Below are 19,412 nucleotides of genomic sequence, written 5' to 3'. Positions count from 1 at the left end.
GCCTTTAAGGCTTAGTTATTAATGCATTTGAATTTGAATTCTTTGATTAAAATTATTATTTCCTCTATCTTTTGGGCTATTATGCTCAAAACGATAACGCATATTACCTGAAACATTAACATCTTGAAAAATTTCATCTAAAGGTGCAGAATTTGACACGCTTATAAGCCCTAATAAAAATACAAAAAATGCTATAAAAATATTTTTCATTATAAAGCCTTTGTAAAAATATGATACAATTATAGTCTTTTTAAATAACTACAAAATGAAATTTTTAGGAAAAATATGAATTTTTTACAAAACTTAGCTCTTTCTTACTCACATAAAGCCATGCAAAAATCTTTAGAGAATGGTTTTGATGTGAAACTTTTAAAAGAAGGACAAGAAAAAAAAGTTAATCCAAAAAAATCTTATATGCTCTATGCTCATATACCATTTTGCCATACTTTTTGTCCATATTGTAGTTTTCATAAGTATTATTATAGTGAAGATTTAGCAAAAAGATATTTTGAAAGCTTAAGAGAAGAAATCAAACAAATCAAAGACAAAGGATTTGATTTTACTTCTATGTATGTGGGTGGCGGCACTACTTTGATCAACGAAGAAGAACTTGCTAAAACTTTAGAACTTTGCAAAAAATTATTTAATATTAAAGAAATTTCTTGTGAGAGCGATCCTAATCATATCGAACCTAAAAAGCTAGAAATGTTTAAAGGGCTTATAGATCGTTTAAGTTGTGGTATACAAAGTTTTGATGATGATACTTTAAAAAAAGTAGCAAGATATCATAAATTTGGTTCAAGTAAAGAGCTTCAAGAAAAGCTTTCTAAAGCTATAGGCGTGCTTCCTATTATGAGTCTTGATTTGATTTTTAACTTTCCTTCTCAAACTAAAGAGCAATTACTCAATGATTTAGAAATAGCCAAAAATTTAAAACCTCAACAAATCACAACTTATCCTTTAATGAAATCAAACCTCACAAAAGATAATATCGCAAAAACTCTAGGAGTAAGTTTTAAAGATAATGAATTTGAGTTTTATAAAATCATTATAGATTTTTTCAAAGATTATGAAAGAAATAATGCATGGTCATTTTCTTTAGAAAAAAGTAGCTTTAATGATGAGTATGTAAGTAGCCACCATGAGTATTTAGGCGTGGGAAGTGGGGCTTTTAGCTTTTTAGATAGAGAGCTTTTAATCAATGCTTTTAATTTAAATGATTATTCTAAACTCATCAAAGAAAAGCAAAATGCAAATATTGCTAAAGCTAATTTTGGTAAAAAAGAAATCATCAAATATGTCTTTTTAACTGAAATGTTTGCAGGTAAAATCGAGATTGATAAATTTAACAAAACTTTAGATTGCAATTTAGAAAAAGATCTTTTCATAGAACTTTTAGGTCTTAAGCTAAGCAAGGCTATAAAAAAAGAAAATAATACTTTATACACAAGTGAATTTGGGCGTTATTTGTTTATGGTATTAATGAAAGATTTTTACACCGGTATGGATTTAGTGCGTGCTGTATTTAGAGATAATAAACGCTTACAAGATAAAGAACACATTAATATCATGCAAGAAAATGTTGATCCACTTGATTTTAAAAGTATGGAGTTTAAAGGATAAAAAGCCTTTAAAGGCTTTTTACTAAAATGGTCTTACCACCATCATAATAGCAATAATTATAAATAATATCGTTGGAATTTCATTATAAGCTCTAAAAAATTTCCCACTCTTTTTGCAAGTATCATTTTGAAGTTGTTTTAAATAATAATAATTTTGCAAATGATAAATAATCAAAAGCAAAGCACAGGTTAATTTAGCATGCATAAATCCTGATCCAACCATCAAAACTTTATTTACATGCAACATCAAACTTCCACTTATTAAAGTTACTATCATCGCAGGAGTTTGGATATAAAAATACAATTTTCTTTCTTGAATTTTTACCACTTCTACAAAGCCTTTATTATCTTTATGCTCTGTATGATAGACAAAAAGTCTTGGTAAATAAAACAATCCAGCCATCCAAGAAACAAAAGCTAAATAATGCACCATTTTAATCCACAAATACCAGTCAGTTAAAAAATCTAACATTTTTCTCCTTTTTTATTAAAAATTTCTTTTATTAAAATCAAAGCTACACTAATGTTTATCATCACATCAGCTAAATTAAACACAGCAAATTCAAACCACTTATGCCAAAATACAAAATCCACCACACCTATATGCACAAAGCGATCAAGTAAATTTGAACACCCAGCAGATAGCATAATAGCAAAAGCGATCAAATGTGTTTTAAAAAATTCTTTTTGATAAAGCAAATACGCAAACAAAGCCAAAATAAAAACAAGTTGTATGTATTTTAAATACTCTCCTAAAAATGCAAACATTGAAAAGGCTACACCGGTATTATAGGTTAAAACTAAATCAAAAAATTCACCCTTATACTCAAGCCCTTGCAAAAACAAATACTTACTTACTTGATCTAGTATAAAAACTAAAGCAAAAACAAGCCAAAATTTTAAAGATAAAATTTTAAGCATTCAATGCTTTCATAAAAAAGCTTTCAACAGCTTTCATTTCTTTTTCTAAAAGCTTAATATCTTTTGCTTCAAGTAATAAGCGTATTAAATTTTCCGTACCTGAATACCTAAACAAACTAGCAATTCCTTTTTTTTCTAAATCTTTTTTCAACTCTTCTAAGCCTGCAAGCTTGCTTAAGTCTTTTTTCTCTGAAATTTTAAGATTATGCAAAAGCTGTGGGTAAGGTTTAACTTGATTTAAAATTTCACTTGCACTTTTTGCTTCACTTAGCATTAAAGCACTAAATTGTAAAGCAGCTACCAAACCATCTCCAGTTTTTGCATAGTCACTAAAGATAATATGCCCACTCTGCTCACCACCAAAATTTCCACCGCATTCTTTGAGTTTTTCAAGTACATATTTATCGCCTACATTGCAAGTTTCATGTGTGATTTTATGTTTAGTTAAAAACTCTTTTAAAGCACCATTGCTCATTATAGTGCTAACTACACTTGATTTTAACTTGCCTTGTTTTTTCAAAAATAAAGCTAAAACACCCAAAAGACTATCTCCATGAGCTACTTCGCCTTTTTCATCCACAACAACCAAACGATCCGCATCCCCATCAAAAGCAAAACCCACATCTGCTCTAAATTTCTTTACCTCTAAAGCTAAATTTAAAGGATGTAAAGCCCCGCAATTTTCATTGATATTTAAACCATTTGGCTTATCATTGATCACAATCACATCTGCACCAAGTTCTTTAAAAACCGTAGGTGCTACCTTATAAGAAGCTCCATGAGCCACATCTAACACAACGCGTAAAGACTTTAAAGTCAGCTCTTTAGGAAAAGAATTTTTTATAGAAACAATATATCTTCCTATCACATCATCAATTCTTTTTGCTTGACCAATTTGTGATTTTGTTGTTCTTGCTTCTTCTATGAGTTTATCATTAAAATAAATTTCTTCTATTTTTGCTTCTGCTTGCTCATCAAGTTTATTTCCGTGTGCATCAAAAAATTTAATGCCATTATCATAGTAAGGATTGTGTGAAGCTGATATCATAATCCCTGCATCACAACGCATATCTTCAGTTAAAAACGCAATAGCAGGTGTTGGCATAGGGCCTATTTCTATAACATTATAACCTATAGAAGTAAGTCCTGAAACGATAGCATTTTCTATCATATAACCACTTCTTCTTGTATCTTTTCCTACTAAGATATTGTTTGTAAGGGCTTTGTCTTTAAAATAAATTCCAGCAGCCATAGCCAAACGCATTGCTAAAAATGAATCCAAAAACTCCCCCGCTTTACCGCGTACTCCATCTGTTCCAAAAAGTTTCATTTTTTTACCTTTGATTTTAAATAGTGCAATTATAAGTAAAAAAGTTAAGTAATGTATAAATGTGAGAATTTTATAAGCATTAGTTAGTAATAAAAATATATAATTTTTAAAATTTCACTTAAGGAAAATGAATGAAAAAAATCATCGCAGGGGTTGTAGTAGTAATTTTACTAGTTATAGGGTTTTTTACCTCAGCTTCTTATATTAACTCAATCAATGAAAAAATCTTTGCACAAATGAGTCAAGATACAGCATATTATAATGTTGAAGATACTAATTACACTAAAGGACTTTTAAATTCCAAAGGAAGTTTTATAGCTACACTTAATGATTTACCTTATAGTTTTAAAGTGAATGTGGATTTTTCCAATAATTTTTTTGCAAGTAATAATGCCATCGTTTCTATTTTGAATGAAAATGAAGACTTAAAAGGCATTTTCCCAAATGAAGAAATCTTTAAAATTTTAGTTAGTGCAAAAGGTGGAGACATTAACATCGATGCAAAAATAAATGATATTAATTTTACCCGCAATGATACAAATTTAGTTTTAAATAATACATCTTTTAAGATTACAGGTTCTGAGGAATTTGTAAAAAATATGGAACTTAATCTAGGTTATGTTTTATTAGAACAACTATCTCATGAAGAAAAATTAGAAGCAAAAAATATCAAAATTTCTGAATTTCCTATACAAAAATTAAGTTTTAGTGATATTTTTAGCCCTAGTAGAAATAGTGAGCAAAACATAAGCATTGATAGTGCTAATTTTATAAGTTCTATTGCTTTTGACTTTGATAAATTAAAAATTTTTGCAAAAACAGCTCAAAATGCTCAAAATGATTATGATAGTGTTTTAAAACTAGATTTAGCTAAATTTAACCTTGCAAATGAAAACTTTATGCTAAATAACATTAACTTAGATATGAATTTTAATAATCTTTCTAAAAAAGCTTATGATAGCTTAATGCAAAATTCAAACACTGATATTTTTTCTATGATGCTTTTAGCAAGTCAGTTTTTAAAAGCAAACCCACAAATCATCTTAAATAACCTAAGCTTTGAAAAAGAAGGTAAAAAATTTGACGCAAATGGACAAACTATTTTCACTGAAAATAATATAAAATCACAATTTCACGCAAACACTGAAATTCTTCCAAGTCAAATTTGGCCTGATTTTGCAAATTTTGATACTTATTTTGTAGATAATAATGGCTCTTATATGCTTGATTTTATCTATGATGATTCTAACAAAAGTGATGTTACAACTATCATTAATGGTGAAAGACTTACCATAAATCCACAATGACAAATTTAAGCTTAACTTTTCGTCCTAAAACTTTAGATGAGGTTTTAGGACAAGAAAATTTAGTAGAAATTTTTAAAAAATTCATACAAGTTTCAAAACTCCCTCATAGTGTATTTTTTGGCCCAGCAGGTTGCGGGAAGACTTCTTTTGCAAGAGCAATAGCGTATGAGTATAAACTTGATTTTTATGAATTTGATGGAGGGAATTTTAAACTTGAAGAGCTTAGAAAAATACTAAGTAATTATGAAAATTCTTTATATAAACCTTTGATATTTATTGATGAGGTACATAGGCTTTCAAAAACCCAACAAGAAATGCTTTTAATCCCTTTGGAAAATCAAAAATGCCTTTTCATAGGTGCAAGCACTGAAAACCCTTATTTTACTTTAACTTCAGGCATAAGAAGCAGAAGTATGCTTTTTGAATTTAAAGGTTTAGAGTATAAAGACTTAGAAAAACTTGCCACAAAGGTACAAGAAAAACTCCAATGCAAAATCGATGATGATGCCAAAGACTTTTTAATCACTTCTAGTGCAAATGATGCAAGAAGCTTTTTAAATTTATGTGAGTTTGCTTTGGCTTTAGATAGCACTCATATCACACTTGAAACTTTGAAAAAATTAAGAGCAAATGTTTTAAGCGATGGCACTTCAAGCAAAGACACACACTATAAACTAGCTAGTTCTATGATAAAAAGCTTAAGAGGAAGTGATGTAGATGCGAGTTTGTATTATCTTGCGAGGTTGATCGATGGGGGCGAAAGTGCGGATTTTATCGCTAGAAGATTAGTGATATTTGCAAGTGAAGATATCTCAAATGCAAACCCACAAGCACTTAACCTAGCCACAAGCACACTCATAGCAGTAAAAAACATAGGCTATCCTGAAGCTAGGATCATCTTAGCACAATGTGTGGTGTTTTTAGCAAGTTCGCCTAAGTCAAACTCAAGCTATCTTGCTATAAATGAAGCACTAAATTATGTACAAAACAACCCTGCATTAAAAATACTCCCTTATCTTGATAATAACAACCCACAAAGAAAAAACTACCTTTACCCGCATGATTTTGGGGGTTGGGTTAAACAAAGATATCTAGAAAAAGATTTGAAATTTTATCATAGCAAAGGCATAGGTTTTGAAGCACAGCTAGACTTATGGCTAAATGATATGAAAAGAGTTAAAAAGTGATTTTAAGCACAATGTAAAAATATTTTTATATAATTTTCATTTTTAAGGTTCCGTAGCTCAGTTGGTAGAGCACCACCTTGACATGGTGGTGGTCGTTGGTTCAAGTCCAATCGGAGCCACCATTTTTTATTTCTTTCGATTTTTCATATTTATAGCTTAGATTTTAAAACTGTTTATAAGATTTTTATTGATGATTTTATATAATATATTATAAATAAAAACAAAAGGAAATCATCATGAATCAAAGTCAATTCCAACCCATTATCAACTTTATATGGAGTGTGGCAGATGATTTACTTCGTGATGTTTATGTAAAGGGCAAATACCGCGATATTATTTTACCTATGACGATTATAAGAAGAGTAGATGCGGTTTTAGAACCTACAAAAGATAAAGTTCTCGAAACTTACGACACTTATAAAGATAAATTTGAAAATTTAGATTTTATACTAGGTGGAAAACAAGGAAATAACCTAGGCTTTTCTAATTATTCTAAATTTAGCCTACAAACCCTTCTAAATGATCCAAAAAATATCAGAATAAATTTTGAAAATTATTTGGATTGTTTTAGTGAAAATATCAAAGATATCATCTCAAAATTCAAATTCAAAAACCAACTTGACACCCTAGAAGAATCAAACATACTTTTTGGAGTGATAGAGAGATTTTGCTCACCTAGGGTAAATTTTGGCATAGAAGATATCTTAGATGAAAAAGGAAATGTTATCCACAAAGGCTTAAGTAACCTTGGCATGGGGTATGTTTTTGAAGAACTCATTCGTAAATTCAACGAAGAAAACAACGAAGAAGCCGGAGAGCATTTTACTCCAAGAGAGATCATAGAGCTTATGACTCATCTTGTATTTTTACCCGTAAAAGAACAGATCAAAAAAGGAACATGGCTTATTTATGATAATGCTTGTGGAAGCGGTGGAATGCTCACAGAGTCAAAAGAATTCATCACAGATCCTGATGGCCTTATACAGTCAAAAGCAAACATCTATCTTTACGGACAAGAAATCAACCCCGAAACCTACGCCATATGCAAAGCAGATATGCTAATAAAAGGCGAAGATCCAGATCATATAAAATTTGGCTCCACTTTAAGCAATGATCAACAAGATAAAAAATTTGATTTCATGCTTAGCAATCCACCTTATGGCAAGTCTTGGGAAAATGATCAAAAAATTCTAGGTGTAGAAAAGAAAGGCTCAAATTCAACTTGCAATGACCCAAGATTTAGCGTAGGTATCACAAGCAAAAGCGATGGACAAATGATGTTTTTGCTCAATATGCTTAGCAAGATGAAAACAGATACCCCTTTAGGCTCTCGCATCGCAAGCGTGCATAATGGCTCATCACTTTTTAACTCAGATAGTGGCATGGTAGCCATAAGAAAACACATCATAGAAAAAGACTATCTTGAAGCTATAGTCGCTCTACCTACAAATATGTTTTACAATACAGGAATTCCTACCTTCATATGGATCATCACCAACAAAAAGCCAGAACATAAAAAAGGCAAAGTCCAGCTTATAAACGCTACAAGCGAAGAATATTTTTCTAAGATGAAAAAGTCTTTAGGCTCTAAACAAAATGAAATGACAAAAGAACATATAGAAAAAATCACTAAGTTATTTTTAGAAAATATTCCTAACAAAGACTGCAAAATTTATGACAATGAAGACTTTGGCTATATTAAAATCACCATAGAAAAACCAAAAAGTATAGAAGTTTTAAAAGATGATGAAAAATTTGCAAAATTCAAAGACAAAGACAAAATCTTAGAAAAATTACAGGAGTTAGAACAAAACCCACAAGATTTTGAAGATAGAAACGAATTCATAAGCTTTTTAGATGTAAAACTCAAAAAAAGCGAAGAAAACCTCATCATCGATAGTGACAAAACCAACAACACCGAAAAAATCCCACTCAAAACAAACATACAAAGCTACTACGACACAGAAGTAAAACCCTATGTGAAAAATTCTTGGATAGCTTGGGATAGTGCCAGTGTGGGTTATGAAATACTTTTTAACAAATACTTTTATACCTATACTCCACCAAGAAAACTAGAAGAAATAAACAGCGAATTAGAAAAGCTAGAAAAAGAAGTGCAAGATCTTTTAAAAGAGATAATGCAATGAAAAATTTCAAAGATAGTGGTATAGAATGGCTTGGGGAAATTCCAGAGCATTGGGAAATTAAACCATTAAAAGCAGTTTTTAATCAAAGAAATGAACAAAATACAAATTTGAAATTACACACTATTCTTTCTTTAATTAAAGATATCGGTGTAGTTCCTTATGAAGAAAAAGGCAATATAGGTAATAAATCAAAAGAAGATTTGCAAAGCTATAAAATTGCAAGAATTAATGATTTAGTATTAAACAAAATGAATGCCGTAATTGGTTCTTTAGGAGTTTCTGCATATAATGGTTTAGTTAGTCCTATTTATTTGGTTTTTTATATAAATAGTCCAAAATATTTAATGAGTTATTATTCTTATTTATTTCAAATTAAAAATGTACAAAAATTTTTAAAAATATATGCTTATGGTATTATGGAAATTAGAGAAAGTATAGATTATTTAGATTTTAAAAAAATGTCTTTACCTATCCCACCACTAAAAGAGCAAGAGCAAATCGCAAATTTCTTAGATGAAAAATGCGAGCAAATTAAAAATTTCATAGAGAAAAAAGAAAAACTCATTAGCCTTTTAAAAGAACAAAAGCAAGCCTTGATAAACGAAACCATCACAAAAGGACTTGATAAAAATGTAAATTTCAAAGATAGTGGCATAGAATATCTTGGCGAAATTCCACAGCATTGGGAAATAAGGAAACTTAAATATATCACTTATTTGAGAAATCAGAAAAACAATAATATTGATTTTAAAGTTGGGCTTGAAAATATAGAAAGTAAAACCGGCAAATATATTCCAACAAGTGAAATGGTGTTTGAAGAAGATGGAATAGGATTTGAAAAGGGAGATATCTTATTTGGAAAATTACGCCCATATCTTGCAAAAGTATTTTTAGCCAATAAGGATGGAATTTGCGTTAGTGAATTTTTAGTTTTAAAGATAAAATCAGAAAATAATAAATTTATAAAATTTTTAATGCTTTCATTTTTATTTATAGATATTGTAGATAGTTCAACCTATGGAACAAAAATGCCACGAGCAAGTTGGGAATTTATAGGAAATCTTAAAATTCCACTTCCACCATTAAAAGAGCAAGAACAAATCGCAAATTTCTTAGATAAAAAATGCGAAAAAATAGATTTATTGATAGAAAAAACCGAAAAACAAATAAAACTCATAAAAGAATACAAAACCACACTCATAAACCAAGCCGTTTGTGGTAGGATTGATTTATAAAAGGATAGAAGATGATTACCAAAATTTCTATGAAAAATGTAGCAAGTTTTAAAGATGAAACAACTCTAGAAACAAATAAACGCATTAATTTGATTTATGGTTTAAATGGAGCAGGAAAAACGCAAATTTCTAAATTTTTAGCAAATCAAGAAGATGAAAACTTTAAAGATTGTAAAATAGAAGGTTTAAGCAATGAACAACAAATTTTAGTTTATAATCAAGATTTTATTGAAAAAAACTTTTATGATACAGACAAACAGCAAGGAATTTTTACACTATCTGAAGAAAATACAAGCATAAAACAAGAAATTGAAAATTTACAAAAAGAATTAATAAAATTAAAATCTAACCAAGATGAAAATGAAAGAAAATTAAAAGAAAAGCAAAAAGATATAATAAAAATAGAAAATGATTTTAAAGATGATATTTGGAAAATCAAGCAAAATCATAGTGATAATTTTAAAGATTTTTTTGAAGGAAAAATGGGAAGCAAAGATAGTTTTCTTAATTTTATAAATCCGAAAATAAAAGAATTTTTAACTCTTGATGCAATAAATCAAAATATAAATTTAGAAGAATTAAAGAAACAATATAACATTCTTACTGACACAACACAAATTAAATTAGAAAATATCAATGAAATTTCAAATATAGAATTTAAAAATATAGAAAATAACTTAATATTTAATGAAATAATAGTAGGTAATCAAGATAGTATTATCGCAGATTTAATTAATAAGCTAGGAAATGAAGATTGGGTAAAAGATGGTTTTGATAAGTATGTTTTGCAAGATTCTCAAACTTGTCCTTTTTGTCAAAAAGATACAATCACTCAAGAATTTAAAAGCTATTTAGAGGATTATTTTGATAAAACATATGAAGAAAGAATAAAAGAATTGGAAAAATTAAATGATGAATATCAAAATTTATTTTCAAATATACCAAGTATAGAAACTTTTTATAGAAGAGATATTTTAGATAGTAAAGATTTGGAATTTGAAAAATTACATTCTCAAGTAAAATCAAAACTTGAAGAAAATATTAAAAAAATTCAAGAAAAACTTAAAGAACCTAGTAAAAAAATAGAATTAGAAAAAACCAAAGAACTATTTCAAAATTTAAATAATTATCTTAAACAAATACAGCAAAAAATCATAGAATTTAATAGCAAGTTAGAAAATCCAGAAGACGAACGAGAAAAACTAGAAAAACAATTTTGGGAATTTGCGATTTTTGAAAAAAAAGAGATTATAGAAAAATACAACAAAAATAAAAAGGAACAGGAAATAAATAAAAGAGTTTTAGATAAAGAAAATCAAACTATCAAAGATAGCATACAACATATAGAAAATACCATAAAAGAAAAACAAAAAGAGGTAATTAATATCCAAGAAGCAGTTGATAGGATAAACAATTATTTAAAAGATTTAGGAATTTTAAGTTTTTATATCAAAGTTCAAGATGATGAAAAACAAGAATACATTATCGTAAGAGAAGGAGAAAATAAACCTAGTTTTAAAACCTTAAGCGAAGGTGAAAAAACTTTAATTTCATTTTTGTATTTTTTACAGCTATGTCAAGGCAAAAAAGAAAAAGATGAAGCAATTTTAGATAAAATTATCGTAATTGATGATCCTATTTCTAGCCTTTCTTTTAATTATGTTTATGAGATAGCCCAACTTATAAAACACATTTTTTTTAAAAATGCTTTATATAAACAAATTTTTATTTTTACACATAATTTGTATTTTTATCATGAATTTTTTATAATTATTAAAAAAGAAGAACAAAAGAATAATGTTAATTCATTTAGAATATTTAAAAATCAAAACAATTTTTCTTGTATTAGTAGCTTAAAAAGAGATGAAATTTTAAATGATTATCAAGCTTATTGGCAAATATTAAAAGATTATAAACAACAAAAAGCACATAAAGCGATAATACCTAATACAATGAGAAATATTTTAGAAAATTTTATAGGCTTTGTGTATGCAAAAAAATTGATTGATATTATTAATGAGTATTTTGCAAATGATATACAATATAAAGCTTTCTATAGATATATAAGTAGAGAATCTCATTCTGATAGAGAAAATATATCAGATATAAAAGACATTGATATAAATATGTTTTTTGAAGCATTTGAGAATTTTTTTAATAAATTAAAATATGAAGAACATTATGAAAAGATGATGGGAAAAAACAATGACTAACTACAAAGAGAAAGATTTAGAAAATTTTATAGAATCATATTTGTTAGAAAACCATGCTTATATCAAAAGAACAAATGAAAATTACGATAAAAATTTATGTTTAGATGTAGAGCTTTTTGAAAATTTTTTACAAGCTACGCAAAGTGTAGCATTAGAAGAGCTTAAAAAGCGTTGTGGGCAAAACTATAAAAAAGAACTTTTTAATCGTATTTTCTCACAGATTAAAACCAAAGGCATAGTCAAAGTCTTACAAAGCTATGTGGAGATCAAAGGCATTAAAATTTACCTAGCCTTTTCAAAACCAAACACTAGTGCAAACGAAGAAAGCGTGAAAAAATACGAGCAAAATACCCTTTCTATCATACGCCAGCTTCACTATAGCACGCAAAATAAAAACTCCCTTGATATGGTGATCTTTTTAAATGGCTTGCCCCTTATCACTATAGAACTTAAAAGCCATTTCACCGGACAAAATGTCTTCCATGCTATAGATCAGTATAAAAAAGACAGAAACCCAAAAGAAGCTATATTTAGCCTTACTATAGTGCATTTTGCACTAGATAATGATCTTTGCTATATGAGTACAAAATTAGATCAAGATGCGACTACATTTTTGCCTTTTAATCTTGGTTTAAACAATGGTAGTGGCAAAATAGGCTTAGCAAATGGAGCAGGCAACCCACCAAGTGATGGCATAAAAACAGCTTATTTATGGGAAAAAATCTTTAAAAAAGATACTTTGCTAAATTTATTTTTTAATTTTGTACAAGTTGTGAAAAAGAAAAATGAAGAAATCATCATCTTTCCTAGATACCATCAATTTGATGTAGTAGAAAAACTACTCGCCCATGCAAAAGAAAACGGCACAGGGCAACGCTACTTGATACAACATAGTGCAGGAAGTGGCAAGAGTAATTCTATATCTTGGCTTGCACATAATCTCGTAAGCTTGCATAGACTTGAAAAAAATATCTTTGATTCTATCATCGTAGTAACCGATAGAAAAGTGCTTGATAGGCAAATAAGAGAAAATGTAAAATCTTTTTCACAGAAGACAAAAGACCTAGTCGAAGCCATCACTCATGGAAGCAAACAGCTTAAAAATGCTTTAGAAGAAGGTAAGAAAATCATCATCACAACCATACAAAAATTTCCTTTCATTTTAGATGAGATCAAAACCTTAAAAAGCAAAACTTTTGCTATCATCATCGATGAAGCACACTCTAGCCAAAGCGGAAGCAATGCTCAAAAAATGGCTGAAGTCATAAGAAGCAAAAGCTATGATGAAAATCAAAATTTAGATGATGAAATTTTAGAAATCATAAAAAATAAAAAACTCCAAAGTAATGCTTCTTATTTTGCATTTACCGCTACGCCTAAGCCAAAAACCTTAGAAATGTTTGGTATGCCTTGTGATGTTAATGGAGAACAAATGTTTATCCCTTTTCATCTTTACTCGATGAAACAAGCCATAGAAGAAGGTTTTATACTCGATGTATTAAAAGGCTATACAACTTATAAAAGTTACTATAAACTCATATCTTGCACAAATGACAATCCAAAATACGATAAAAAAAGAGCAAACGCAAAACTAAAAGCCTATGTCCAAAACAATATAAAAACAATCGAACAAAAATCACAAATCATGTGTGAGCATTTTTTCCAAAATAGTTTTAAAAAGATAAATGGCAAAGCAAAAGCTATGGTTGTAACAAGCTCAAGAGAAAATGCTGTGAAGTATTATCTTGTTTTTAGAGAGTATTTAAGAAAAAATTATCCACATTTTAAAGCTATAGTGGCTTTTTCAGGTGAAGTAAATTTAGAAGGTGAAATTTATAGCGAAAGTGGTTTGAATGGTTTTTCAGAAAATGCTTTAAAAGATGAGTTTAAAAAAAATGAGTATCGTTTTTTAATCGTTGCGGAAAAATACCAAACCGGATTTGATGAGCCATTATTACATACGATGTATGTAGATAAAGCATTAAGCGGAGTAAGTGCAGTGCAAACTCTATCAAGACTAAACCGAACTTGCAAAAACAAAGAAAATACTTTCGTACTAGACTTTGCAAACACCCATGAAGATATAGCAAAATCTTTTAGTGTATTTTATGAGCAAACTTACTTAAGTGAAGCTACAGATGATAATAGAATTTTTGATTTAAAAGCAAATCTAAATGAATATGAAATTTACACCCAAGAAGAAATAGATGATTTTACAAATGCCATTTTAAAAAATGAAAAAGAAAATGTCATTCATTCAAAATTAGACACAATGTTAACTAGATTTGATCAAAAAAGTGATGATGAAAAATTAGATTTTTATAATAAAGCAAGGACTTATCTTAAAGAGTATTCTTTTTTAGCTCAAATATTACCCTATGAAGATATAGAACTTGAAAAGCTTTATATACTACTTAAAAAACTTACTAGTAAGATTATCTTACCTAAACCAGAGGATTTAGCTAAAGGAATTTTAGATAATGTGGATTTTGATAGTTATCGCTTACAACTTGATAAAACACAAGATATCATTTTGCAAGGAAATGGAGAGCTAAAACCTTCTTTTGCAGATGGTTCGAGTAAAAGTGCCGAAGCTGAATTAGAAGAGCTTTCAAACATCATTAAAGATTTTAACAACAAATACGCAAATATAGACTTTAACGAAAGCGACAAAATAGCTAAAATCTTATATGATATAAAAGATGATATAGCAAAAAATGAAGAAATACGCGAAACTTTTAACAAATCAGGTATGCAAAATTCGCGCATTAGATTTGATGAAATTTTAGAAGACAAAATTCAAGATCTTTTAAATTTAAATTTGGAACTTTTTAAACAATTTACTCAAAATAATGACTTCAAAGACAAAATAGCAAATACAATGTTTAATATGATCTATGAAAATGCAAAATGATATCTAGGTAGTTTTACCAAACTACCTATTTTTACATATACTTTAACAAATTCGTAAATTCTTGAATTTCTTTTTCTTGATCTAAGATGATTTTTTTAGCAATATCAGTGATAGTTTTATCTTTAGAGTAAAATAAAATTTGTTTTGAAGCATCTACTGCACCTTGATGATGTGCTATCATCGCTTCTAAAAAGTCTTTATTGATGTTTTTGCTTTCTTTAACCGAACTCATTAAAATCATCATTTTTTGCATTAACTCTTTTTCTTCTTGAACGAATTTTTTATAAGTTTCTTCATCAATTTGAGTTTTTGTATAAAGATTTTTATCTAGAATTTCTTGAAATTCTTGGATTTCTTTTTCTTGAGCTTTTATGATATTTTGAGCGATTTTTTTCATCTCTTCACTTTTAGTATGTTCTAATAAAAGCTTAGATGAATCAATAGCACCTTGGTGATGTGGAATCATATTAGCTAAAAAATCTCTTTCTATGTCATTGCTTTGTACTAAAGGATTTTTCATCATAGGTTCATGCATACTCATCATGATTTGTGATGAAATACTTCCAGAAGCTCCATGATGAGCATGATGAGAATTTGCAGCAAATAAAGTACTTGCTAAAACTAAACTTGAAACTATAGTTTTAATTTTCATTTTTTTCCTTTTTTTAAAATAACTTTGGAATGTTATAAAAATTATATAAACTAAAATTAACAAAGAAAAAAACATTTTTTTGTTATAATCTATAATACTAAAAAAATAATAAGGATGTTATATGCTAAAAGAACTACTTGAAATAAAAAAAGAAATGGAACCTATAATTCATGATTGTTCAGTAAAAATTCAAGTAGCCGCAAGAGAAGTAATCGTAAGAAAAAGAGAATATGAAATCTATGGTCCTATGATAGATAGAGTATATCTTGATAATGCTATATATATAAAAGTTTTTGGTAGTGGGCGTGATACTAAAAGCACTAAAGTAGATATTAAAAATGGACTTTATATGGTTTATGTAGCACCTGATAAACCTACTAATCAAGAAATTATGAATAAACTAAAAATAGCATTTGAAAGTATAGATAATAAATTCATCTCAAGAATTTTAGAACTCAATAGAAGAATGAAAGAAGTGATTAACAAAACTCAAGCAACCCTAGCAAAAGCATCAAATATGAATGTTTTGATAGAAACAAATCTAGGCGAAGCTACCGCGGCACATAAATTTGTAATAACTATTAAATATTTAAAAGATAATCAAAAATTAGAATTAAAAAATTCAAAATCTGCAGGAAGTTTTAGAGATACCAAAAATCATATCAACCTAGTAGTAGAAAAAAATACTGATTCTGCTGTATGTGAAAAACTTCTACATGATGTTGAAATTTATTTTATAGGAAATGGAAAGTAAAATCACTTTTTTACTCTCAAATTTGCTAAATGCGTCAAAGCTACTGCGATAGCATCGGTAATATCAAGTGGCTTGATGTCTTTTGAAATTCCAAGTAATCTTTTTACCATAAAAGCTACTTGCTCTTTAGTAGCTTTTGCTTTACCTGTTACGGTTTTTTTCACTTGTAAAGGTGTATATTCTGCAAATTCTCCATGAATTTGTAAGATTTTTAAACTCAAAGCTCCACGAAATTGTGCTAGTTTTAGAACCGTTTTTGGATTATAAGCAAAAAATATATCTTCTATAGCTACCTCATCAAACTGATGATTTTTAAAGATTAGATCAAGTCCTTCACATAATTCTGTGATTTGATACTGTAAATTATTGGGTTTGATTTTGATAAGTCCTGCTTCTATGAGTTGATTTTTATTATTTATTCTTTCTACAATAGCATATCCACAATATCTAGAACCAGGATCTATCCCTAAAACTTTCAAACTTTTCACCTTTTTATTCACATAGATGTGAAATTTAAATTTTTATGTGAATAATTTTAACCATTTTTTATAAAAAATAAGCTAGAATTTCAAGTTTTACATCATAATTTATAAGAATAATAATGAATATAAAAGATTTTTTACTTGAATTTAAAACTGAAATTAGCAATAACGAATACAATACTTACATTTCTCACTTACAATTTAGTGAAAAATTAAGTAAAAATAATATCTTAGTATTTATCGCACCAAATCATTTTTTGGCTAAATTTATACAAACAAAATACGCACAAAAACTAGCTTATTTTTATGAAGTAAAAACAGGAATTAATCCTCAAGTTAAAATCATCACAAATGATCAAAAGATAGAGAAAAAACATTTTTCTACAGATATTTCACAGATTAAATTTCAAAGTACTATTTTAAATCCTTCTTTTACTTTTGAAAGCTTTGTTGTAGGAGATTCTAATCAATTTGCCTATGCAACTTGCAAAGCCATTACCGATAAAAGCAAACTTGGAAAATTATACAACCCTATCTTTATCTATGGTCCTACAGGACTTGGAAAAACTCACTTGCTTCAAGCTGTCGGAAATGTGTGCTTAGATAATGGATATAAGGTTATTTATGCTACAAGTGATAATTTTATCAATGATTTTACCATGCATTTAAATAACAAAACTATGAGTAAATTTCATGAAAAATACAAAAATTGTGATGTCTTACTCATCGATGATGTGCAGTTTTTAGGTAAAACAGATAAAATTCAAGAAGAATTTTTCTTTACTTTTAATGAAATCAAAGAAAAATTTGGACAAATCATCATGACAAGTGATAATCCTCCAAATATGTTAAAAGGTATAACAGAACGCTTAAAAAGCCGTTTTGCAAATGGGATCATCGCAGATATCACTCCACCTCAGCTTGATACAAAAATCGCAATTATCAAGAAAAAATGTGAATTTAATGCTATTTATCTCAAACCTGAAGTTATAAGCTACATCGCTACTTCAATGGGAGATAACATCCGAGAAATTGAAGGTATGATTACAAATCTAAATGCCCAAGCAAGGCTTTTTAATCAAGAAATCACTTTAGAAATCGTTAAAAGCTTTATGAAAGATCACATTAAAGAAACAAAAGAAAATATTAGTGTTGAAGACATACTTGCTGATGTTTCAAAAAGCTATAATCTTAAATCAAATGATATAAAATCAAATAAAAAAACACAAAATATCGTTATGGCAAGAAGGGTTGTGATATATTTAGCAAGAGAGCTTACAACTATGTCTATGCCTCAACTTGCTAGATTTTTTAATATGAAAGATCACACTGCCATTTCACATAATATTAAAAAAATTCAAGAGTTAATGAGCGAAAATGAAAACCTAAAAGCCATAGTAGAAGAATTAAGAAATAAAATTTTAACAAAAATAAAAAGCACCCTGTGAATAAAAGTGAAAAATAAAAAATTTTATTCTATGAGTAAAATTTCTATAAAAAAAGGCTTTTAAAAAGCATTTCACATTTTCACATTGCTTATTATTATGATAAAATAAATTTAAAAAACAAAGGAAGTAAAAATGAAAATTAGCATTAATAAAAACACTTTAGAATCTGCCATAGTTTTAACTAACTCTTATGTAGATAAAAAAGACTCAAGCAACATCGCTTCTCACTTACTTTTTGAAGTAGTTGAAGATAAATTAATCATAAGAGCAAGTGACTATGAAATAGGTATTAACTATAAAATCAAAAAAATCAAAGTTGAAAGTGCAGGTTTTGCAACTGCTAATGCTAAAAGTATTTTAGATATCATTAAAAGTTTAAATAATGAAGATGTGGTCTTAGAAACTATAGAAAATTTCCTTTTTATTAGACAAAAAGGAACTAAATATAAACTTCCTATGTTTAATTATGAAGATTTTCCAAATTTCCCAAGCACTGAAGGAAAAGATAAATTTGATATTGATTCAAGTGATTTAAGTAGATCTTTGAAAAAAATCCTACCTGCAGTTGATACAAATAATCCAAAGTATTCTTTAAATGGTGCTTTACTTGATATAAAAACAACCCACATTAGCTTTGTAGGAACAGATACTAAACGCTTAGCAGTTTTTACACTAAATAAAACAAATGAAAAAGAATTTAATCTTTGTATCCCTAAAAAAGCTATTTTAGAAATGCAAAAAATCTTTTTTGAAAAAATTGAAATTTATTATGATGAAAATATATTGATTGCAAAAAATGATAATTTTGAGTTTTTCACAAAACTTATTAATGATAAATTCCCTGATTATGAAAGAGTAATTCCAAAAAATATTACAAAAGAATTTATTTTTAAAACAGAAGAATTTATGGATGCATTGAAAAAAATCAATGTAATTACTGAAAAAATGAAATTAAATTTCCATAAAGATAAACTTGTATTTGAAGGTATTAGTTTAGATAATATGGAAGCAAAAACTGAACTTGAAATGGAATTAAACATAGATGAAGAATTTAATCTTTGCATTAAAAATAAATTCATCACTGATTTTTTAAATTCTATTGAAAGTGAAACATTCAAACTTAGCATAAATGAACCTCATATGGCGTTTTTAGTTTCAAGTGAAGAATTACAAACAGTAATTATGCCAGTTATTTTATAA

General features: G+C 28.0%; 16 protein-coding genes and 1 tRNA gene. 11 read left to right on the top strand and 6 right to left on the bottom strand.

The window, feature by feature from the left end; genetic code table 11:
* Positions 1-18: 18 nt before the first annotated feature.
* On the bottom strand, positions 19-210 hold the full coding sequence (locus L8X50_RS03690) for a mini-MOMP protein (protein WP_263659238.1): 192 nt from the start codon (positions 208-210) through the stop codon (positions 19-21).
* 75 nt (positions 211-285) lie between these two features.
* Here L8X50_RS03690 and L8X50_RS03685 point away from each other — a divergent pair, with 75 nt between their 5' ends.
* Entirely contained in the window at positions 286-1,623 is a 1,338-nt protein-coding gene (locus L8X50_RS03685) for a coproporphyrinogen III oxidase family protein (RefSeq protein WP_263660426.1), read from the top strand.
* A 21-nt stretch (positions 1,624-1,644) separates the two neighbouring features.
* Here the strand turns inward: L8X50_RS03685 and hemJ are convergent, their stop codons facing one another.
* Genes hemJ through glmM form a run of 3 tightly spaced genes read right to left on the bottom strand, consistent with a single transcriptional unit; the run spans position 1,645 to position 3,873 of the window.
* Positions 1,645-2,094 (bottom strand): protoporphyrinogen oxidase HemJ, encoded by a 450-nt coding sequence (gene hemJ / locus L8X50_RS03680; protein ID WP_039629243.1) that lies wholly within the window; start codon positions 2,092-2,094, stop codon positions 1,645-1,647.
* Positions 2,088-2,543 (bottom strand): signal peptidase II, encoded by a 456-nt coding sequence (gene lspA / locus L8X50_RS03675; RefSeq protein WP_263659237.1) that lies wholly within the window; start codon positions 2,541-2,543, stop codon positions 2,088-2,090. Before lspA ends, hemJ begins: the two co-directional genes overlap by 7 nt.
* The gene (glmM, locus tag L8X50_RS03670; RefSeq protein WP_039629248.1) at positions 2,536-3,873 is read right to left on the bottom strand and encodes a phosphoglucosamine mutase; all 1,338 of its coding nucleotides are present in this window, start codon (positions 3,871-3,873) and stop codon (positions 2,536-2,538) included. The genes lspA and glmM overlap by 8 nt, the downstream gene beginning before the upstream one ends.
* A gap of 131 nt (positions 3,874-4,004) precedes the next feature.
* On the opposite strand from glmM, the gene L8X50_RS03665 reads away from it, so the two are divergent.
* The 7 genes from L8X50_RS03665 (at position 4,005) to L8X50_RS03635 (ending at position 14,876) form a co-directional block, all read left to right on the top strand.
* Positions 4,005-5,180 carry a YdgA family protein gene (locus L8X50_RS03665; RefSeq protein WP_263660425.1) on the top strand — a complete coding sequence of 392 codons (1,176 nt, stop codon included), beginning with the start codon at positions 4,005-4,007 and terminating at the stop codon, positions 5,178-5,180.
* The gene (locus tag L8X50_RS03660; protein WP_039627283.1) at positions 5,177-6,367 is read left to right on the top strand and encodes a replication-associated recombination protein A; all 1,191 of its coding nucleotides are present in this window, start codon (positions 5,177-5,179) and stop codon (positions 6,365-6,367) included. Before L8X50_RS03665 ends, L8X50_RS03660 begins: the two co-directional genes overlap by 4 nt.
* 46 nt (positions 6,368-6,413) lie before the next feature.
* Positions 6,414-6,489: transfer RNA gene (locus tag L8X50_RS03655), tRNA-Val, on the top strand.
* Positions 6,490-6,603: 114 nt separating this feature from the next.
* Complete coding sequence (locus L8X50_RS03650) at positions 6,604-8,514, top strand: type I restriction-modification system subunit M (RefSeq protein ID WP_263660424.1); 1,911 nt, start codon at positions 6,604-6,606, stop codon at positions 8,512-8,514.
* A complete protein-coding gene (locus L8X50_RS03645) occupies positions 8,511-9,749 on the top strand; it encodes a restriction endonuclease subunit S (protein WP_263660422.1) in 1,239 nt (412 codons plus the stop codon). The genes L8X50_RS03650 and L8X50_RS03645 overlap by 4 nt, the downstream gene beginning before the upstream one ends.
* 11 nt (positions 9,750-9,760) lie before the next feature.
* A complete protein-coding gene (locus tag L8X50_RS03640; protein ID WP_263660421.1) occupies positions 9,761-11,962 on the top strand; it encodes an AAA family ATPase in 2,202 nt (733 codons plus the stop codon).
* The gene (locus L8X50_RS03635; RefSeq protein WP_263660420.1) at positions 11,955-14,876 is read left to right on the top strand and encodes a type I restriction endonuclease subunit R; all 2,922 of its coding nucleotides are present in this window, start codon (positions 11,955-11,957) and stop codon (positions 14,874-14,876) included. Before L8X50_RS03640 ends, L8X50_RS03635 begins: the two co-directional genes overlap by 8 nt.
* A 31-nt stretch (positions 14,877-14,907) precedes the next feature.
* Here L8X50_RS03635 and L8X50_RS03630 read toward each other — a convergent pair whose 3' ends face one another.
* Positions 14,908-15,528 carry a DUF305 domain-containing protein gene (locus L8X50_RS03630; protein WP_133319078.1) on the bottom strand — a complete coding sequence of 207 codons (621 nt, stop codon included), beginning with the start codon at positions 15,526-15,528 and terminating at the stop codon, positions 14,908-14,910.
* Between the two features lie 121 nt (positions 15,529-15,649).
* Between L8X50_RS03630 and L8X50_RS03625 the strand changes: the two genes are divergently transcribed.
* On the top strand, positions 15,650-16,282 hold the full coding sequence (locus L8X50_RS03625) for a hypothetical protein (protein WP_133319079.1): 633 nt from the start codon (positions 15,650-15,652) through the stop codon (positions 16,280-16,282).
* Positions 16,283-16,284: 2 nt separating this feature from the next.
* Here the strand turns inward: L8X50_RS03625 and ruvC are convergent, their stop codons facing one another.
* The gene (gene ruvC, locus L8X50_RS03620) at positions 16,285-16,761 is read right to left on the bottom strand and encodes a crossover junction endodeoxyribonuclease RuvC (RefSeq protein ID WP_263660419.1); all 477 of its coding nucleotides are present in this window, start codon (positions 16,759-16,761) and stop codon (positions 16,285-16,287) included.
* Positions 16,762-16,883: 122 nt separating this feature from the next.
* Between ruvC and dnaA the strand changes: the two genes are divergently transcribed.
* Both dnaA and dnaN read left to right on the top strand, forming a co-directional pair.
* Positions 16,884-18,212, top strand: a complete 1,329-nt coding sequence (gene dnaA, locus L8X50_RS03615; protein ID WP_133319081.1) for a chromosomal replication initiator protein DnaA — start codon at positions 16,884-16,886, stop codon at positions 18,210-18,212.
* A 132-nt stretch (positions 18,213-18,344) separates the two neighbouring features.
* Entirely contained in the window at positions 18,345-19,412 is a 1,068-nt protein-coding gene (gene dnaN, locus L8X50_RS03610) for a DNA polymerase III subunit beta (RefSeq protein WP_039617031.1), read from the top strand.

This window comes from Campylobacter sp. CNRCH_2013_0898h (assembly GCF_025772965.1).
Taxonomy (GTDB): Bacteria; Campylobacterota; Campylobacteria; order Campylobacterales; family Campylobacteraceae; genus Campylobacter_D; species Campylobacter_D lari_D.
Note: the sequence above shows the minus strand (reverse complement) of the source record. Positions and strands in the feature narration are given on the sequence as shown.

What these genes read in the sequence shown, in the direction of transcription:
- L8X50_RS03690 (WP_263659238.1), bottom strand. Translation starts at nt 210, where the DNA reads ATGAAAAATATTTTTATAGCATTTTTTGTATTTTTATTAGGGCTTATA.
- L8X50_RS03685 (WP_263660426.1), top strand. Translation starts at nt 286, where the DNA reads ATGAATTTTTTACAAAACTTAGCTCTTTCTTACTCACATAAAGCCATG.
- hemJ (WP_039629243.1), bottom strand. Translation starts at nt 2,094, where the DNA reads ATGTTAGATTTTTTAACTGACTGGTATTTGTGGATTAAAATGGTGCAT.
- lspA (WP_263659237.1), bottom strand. Translation starts at nt 2,543, where the DNA reads ATGCTTAAAATTTTATCTTTAAAATTTTGGCTTGTTTTTGCTTTAGTT.
- glmM (WP_039629248.1), bottom strand. Translation starts at nt 3,873, where the DNA reads ATGAAACTTTTTGGAACAGATGGAGTACGCGGTAAAGCGGGGGAGTTT.
- L8X50_RS03665 (WP_263660425.1), top strand. Translation starts at nt 4,005, where the DNA reads ATGAAAAAAATCATCGCAGGGGTTGTAGTAGTAATTTTACTAGTTATA.
- L8X50_RS03660 (WP_039627283.1), top strand. Translation starts at nt 5,177, where the DNA reads ATGACAAATTTAAGCTTAACTTTTCGTCCTAAAACTTTAGATGAGGTT.
- L8X50_RS03650 (WP_263660424.1), top strand. Translation starts at nt 6,604, where the DNA reads ATGAATCAAAGTCAATTCCAACCCATTATCAACTTTATATGGAGTGTG.
- L8X50_RS03645 (WP_263660422.1), top strand. Translation starts at nt 8,511, where the DNA reads ATGAAAAATTTCAAAGATAGTGGTATAGAATGGCTTGGGGAAATTCCA.
- L8X50_RS03640 (WP_263660421.1), top strand. Translation starts at nt 9,761, where the DNA reads ATGATTACCAAAATTTCTATGAAAAATGTAGCAAGTTTTAAAGATGAA.
- L8X50_RS03635 (WP_263660420.1), top strand. Translation starts at nt 11,955, where the DNA reads ATGACTAACTACAAAGAGAAAGATTTAGAAAATTTTATAGAATCATAT.
- L8X50_RS03630 (WP_133319078.1), bottom strand. Translation starts at nt 15,528, where the DNA reads ATGAAAATTAAAACTATAGTTTCAAGTTTAGTTTTAGCAAGTACTTTA.
- L8X50_RS03625 (WP_133319079.1), top strand. Translation starts at nt 15,650, where the DNA reads ATGCTAAAAGAACTACTTGAAATAAAAAAAGAAATGGAACCTATAATT.
- dnaA (WP_133319081.1), top strand. Translation starts at nt 16,884, where the DNA reads ATGAATATAAAAGATTTTTTACTTGAATTTAAAACTGAAATTAGCAAT.
- dnaN (WP_039617031.1), top strand. Translation starts at nt 18,345, where the DNA reads ATGAAAATTAGCATTAATAAAAACACTTTAGAATCTGCCATAGTTTTA.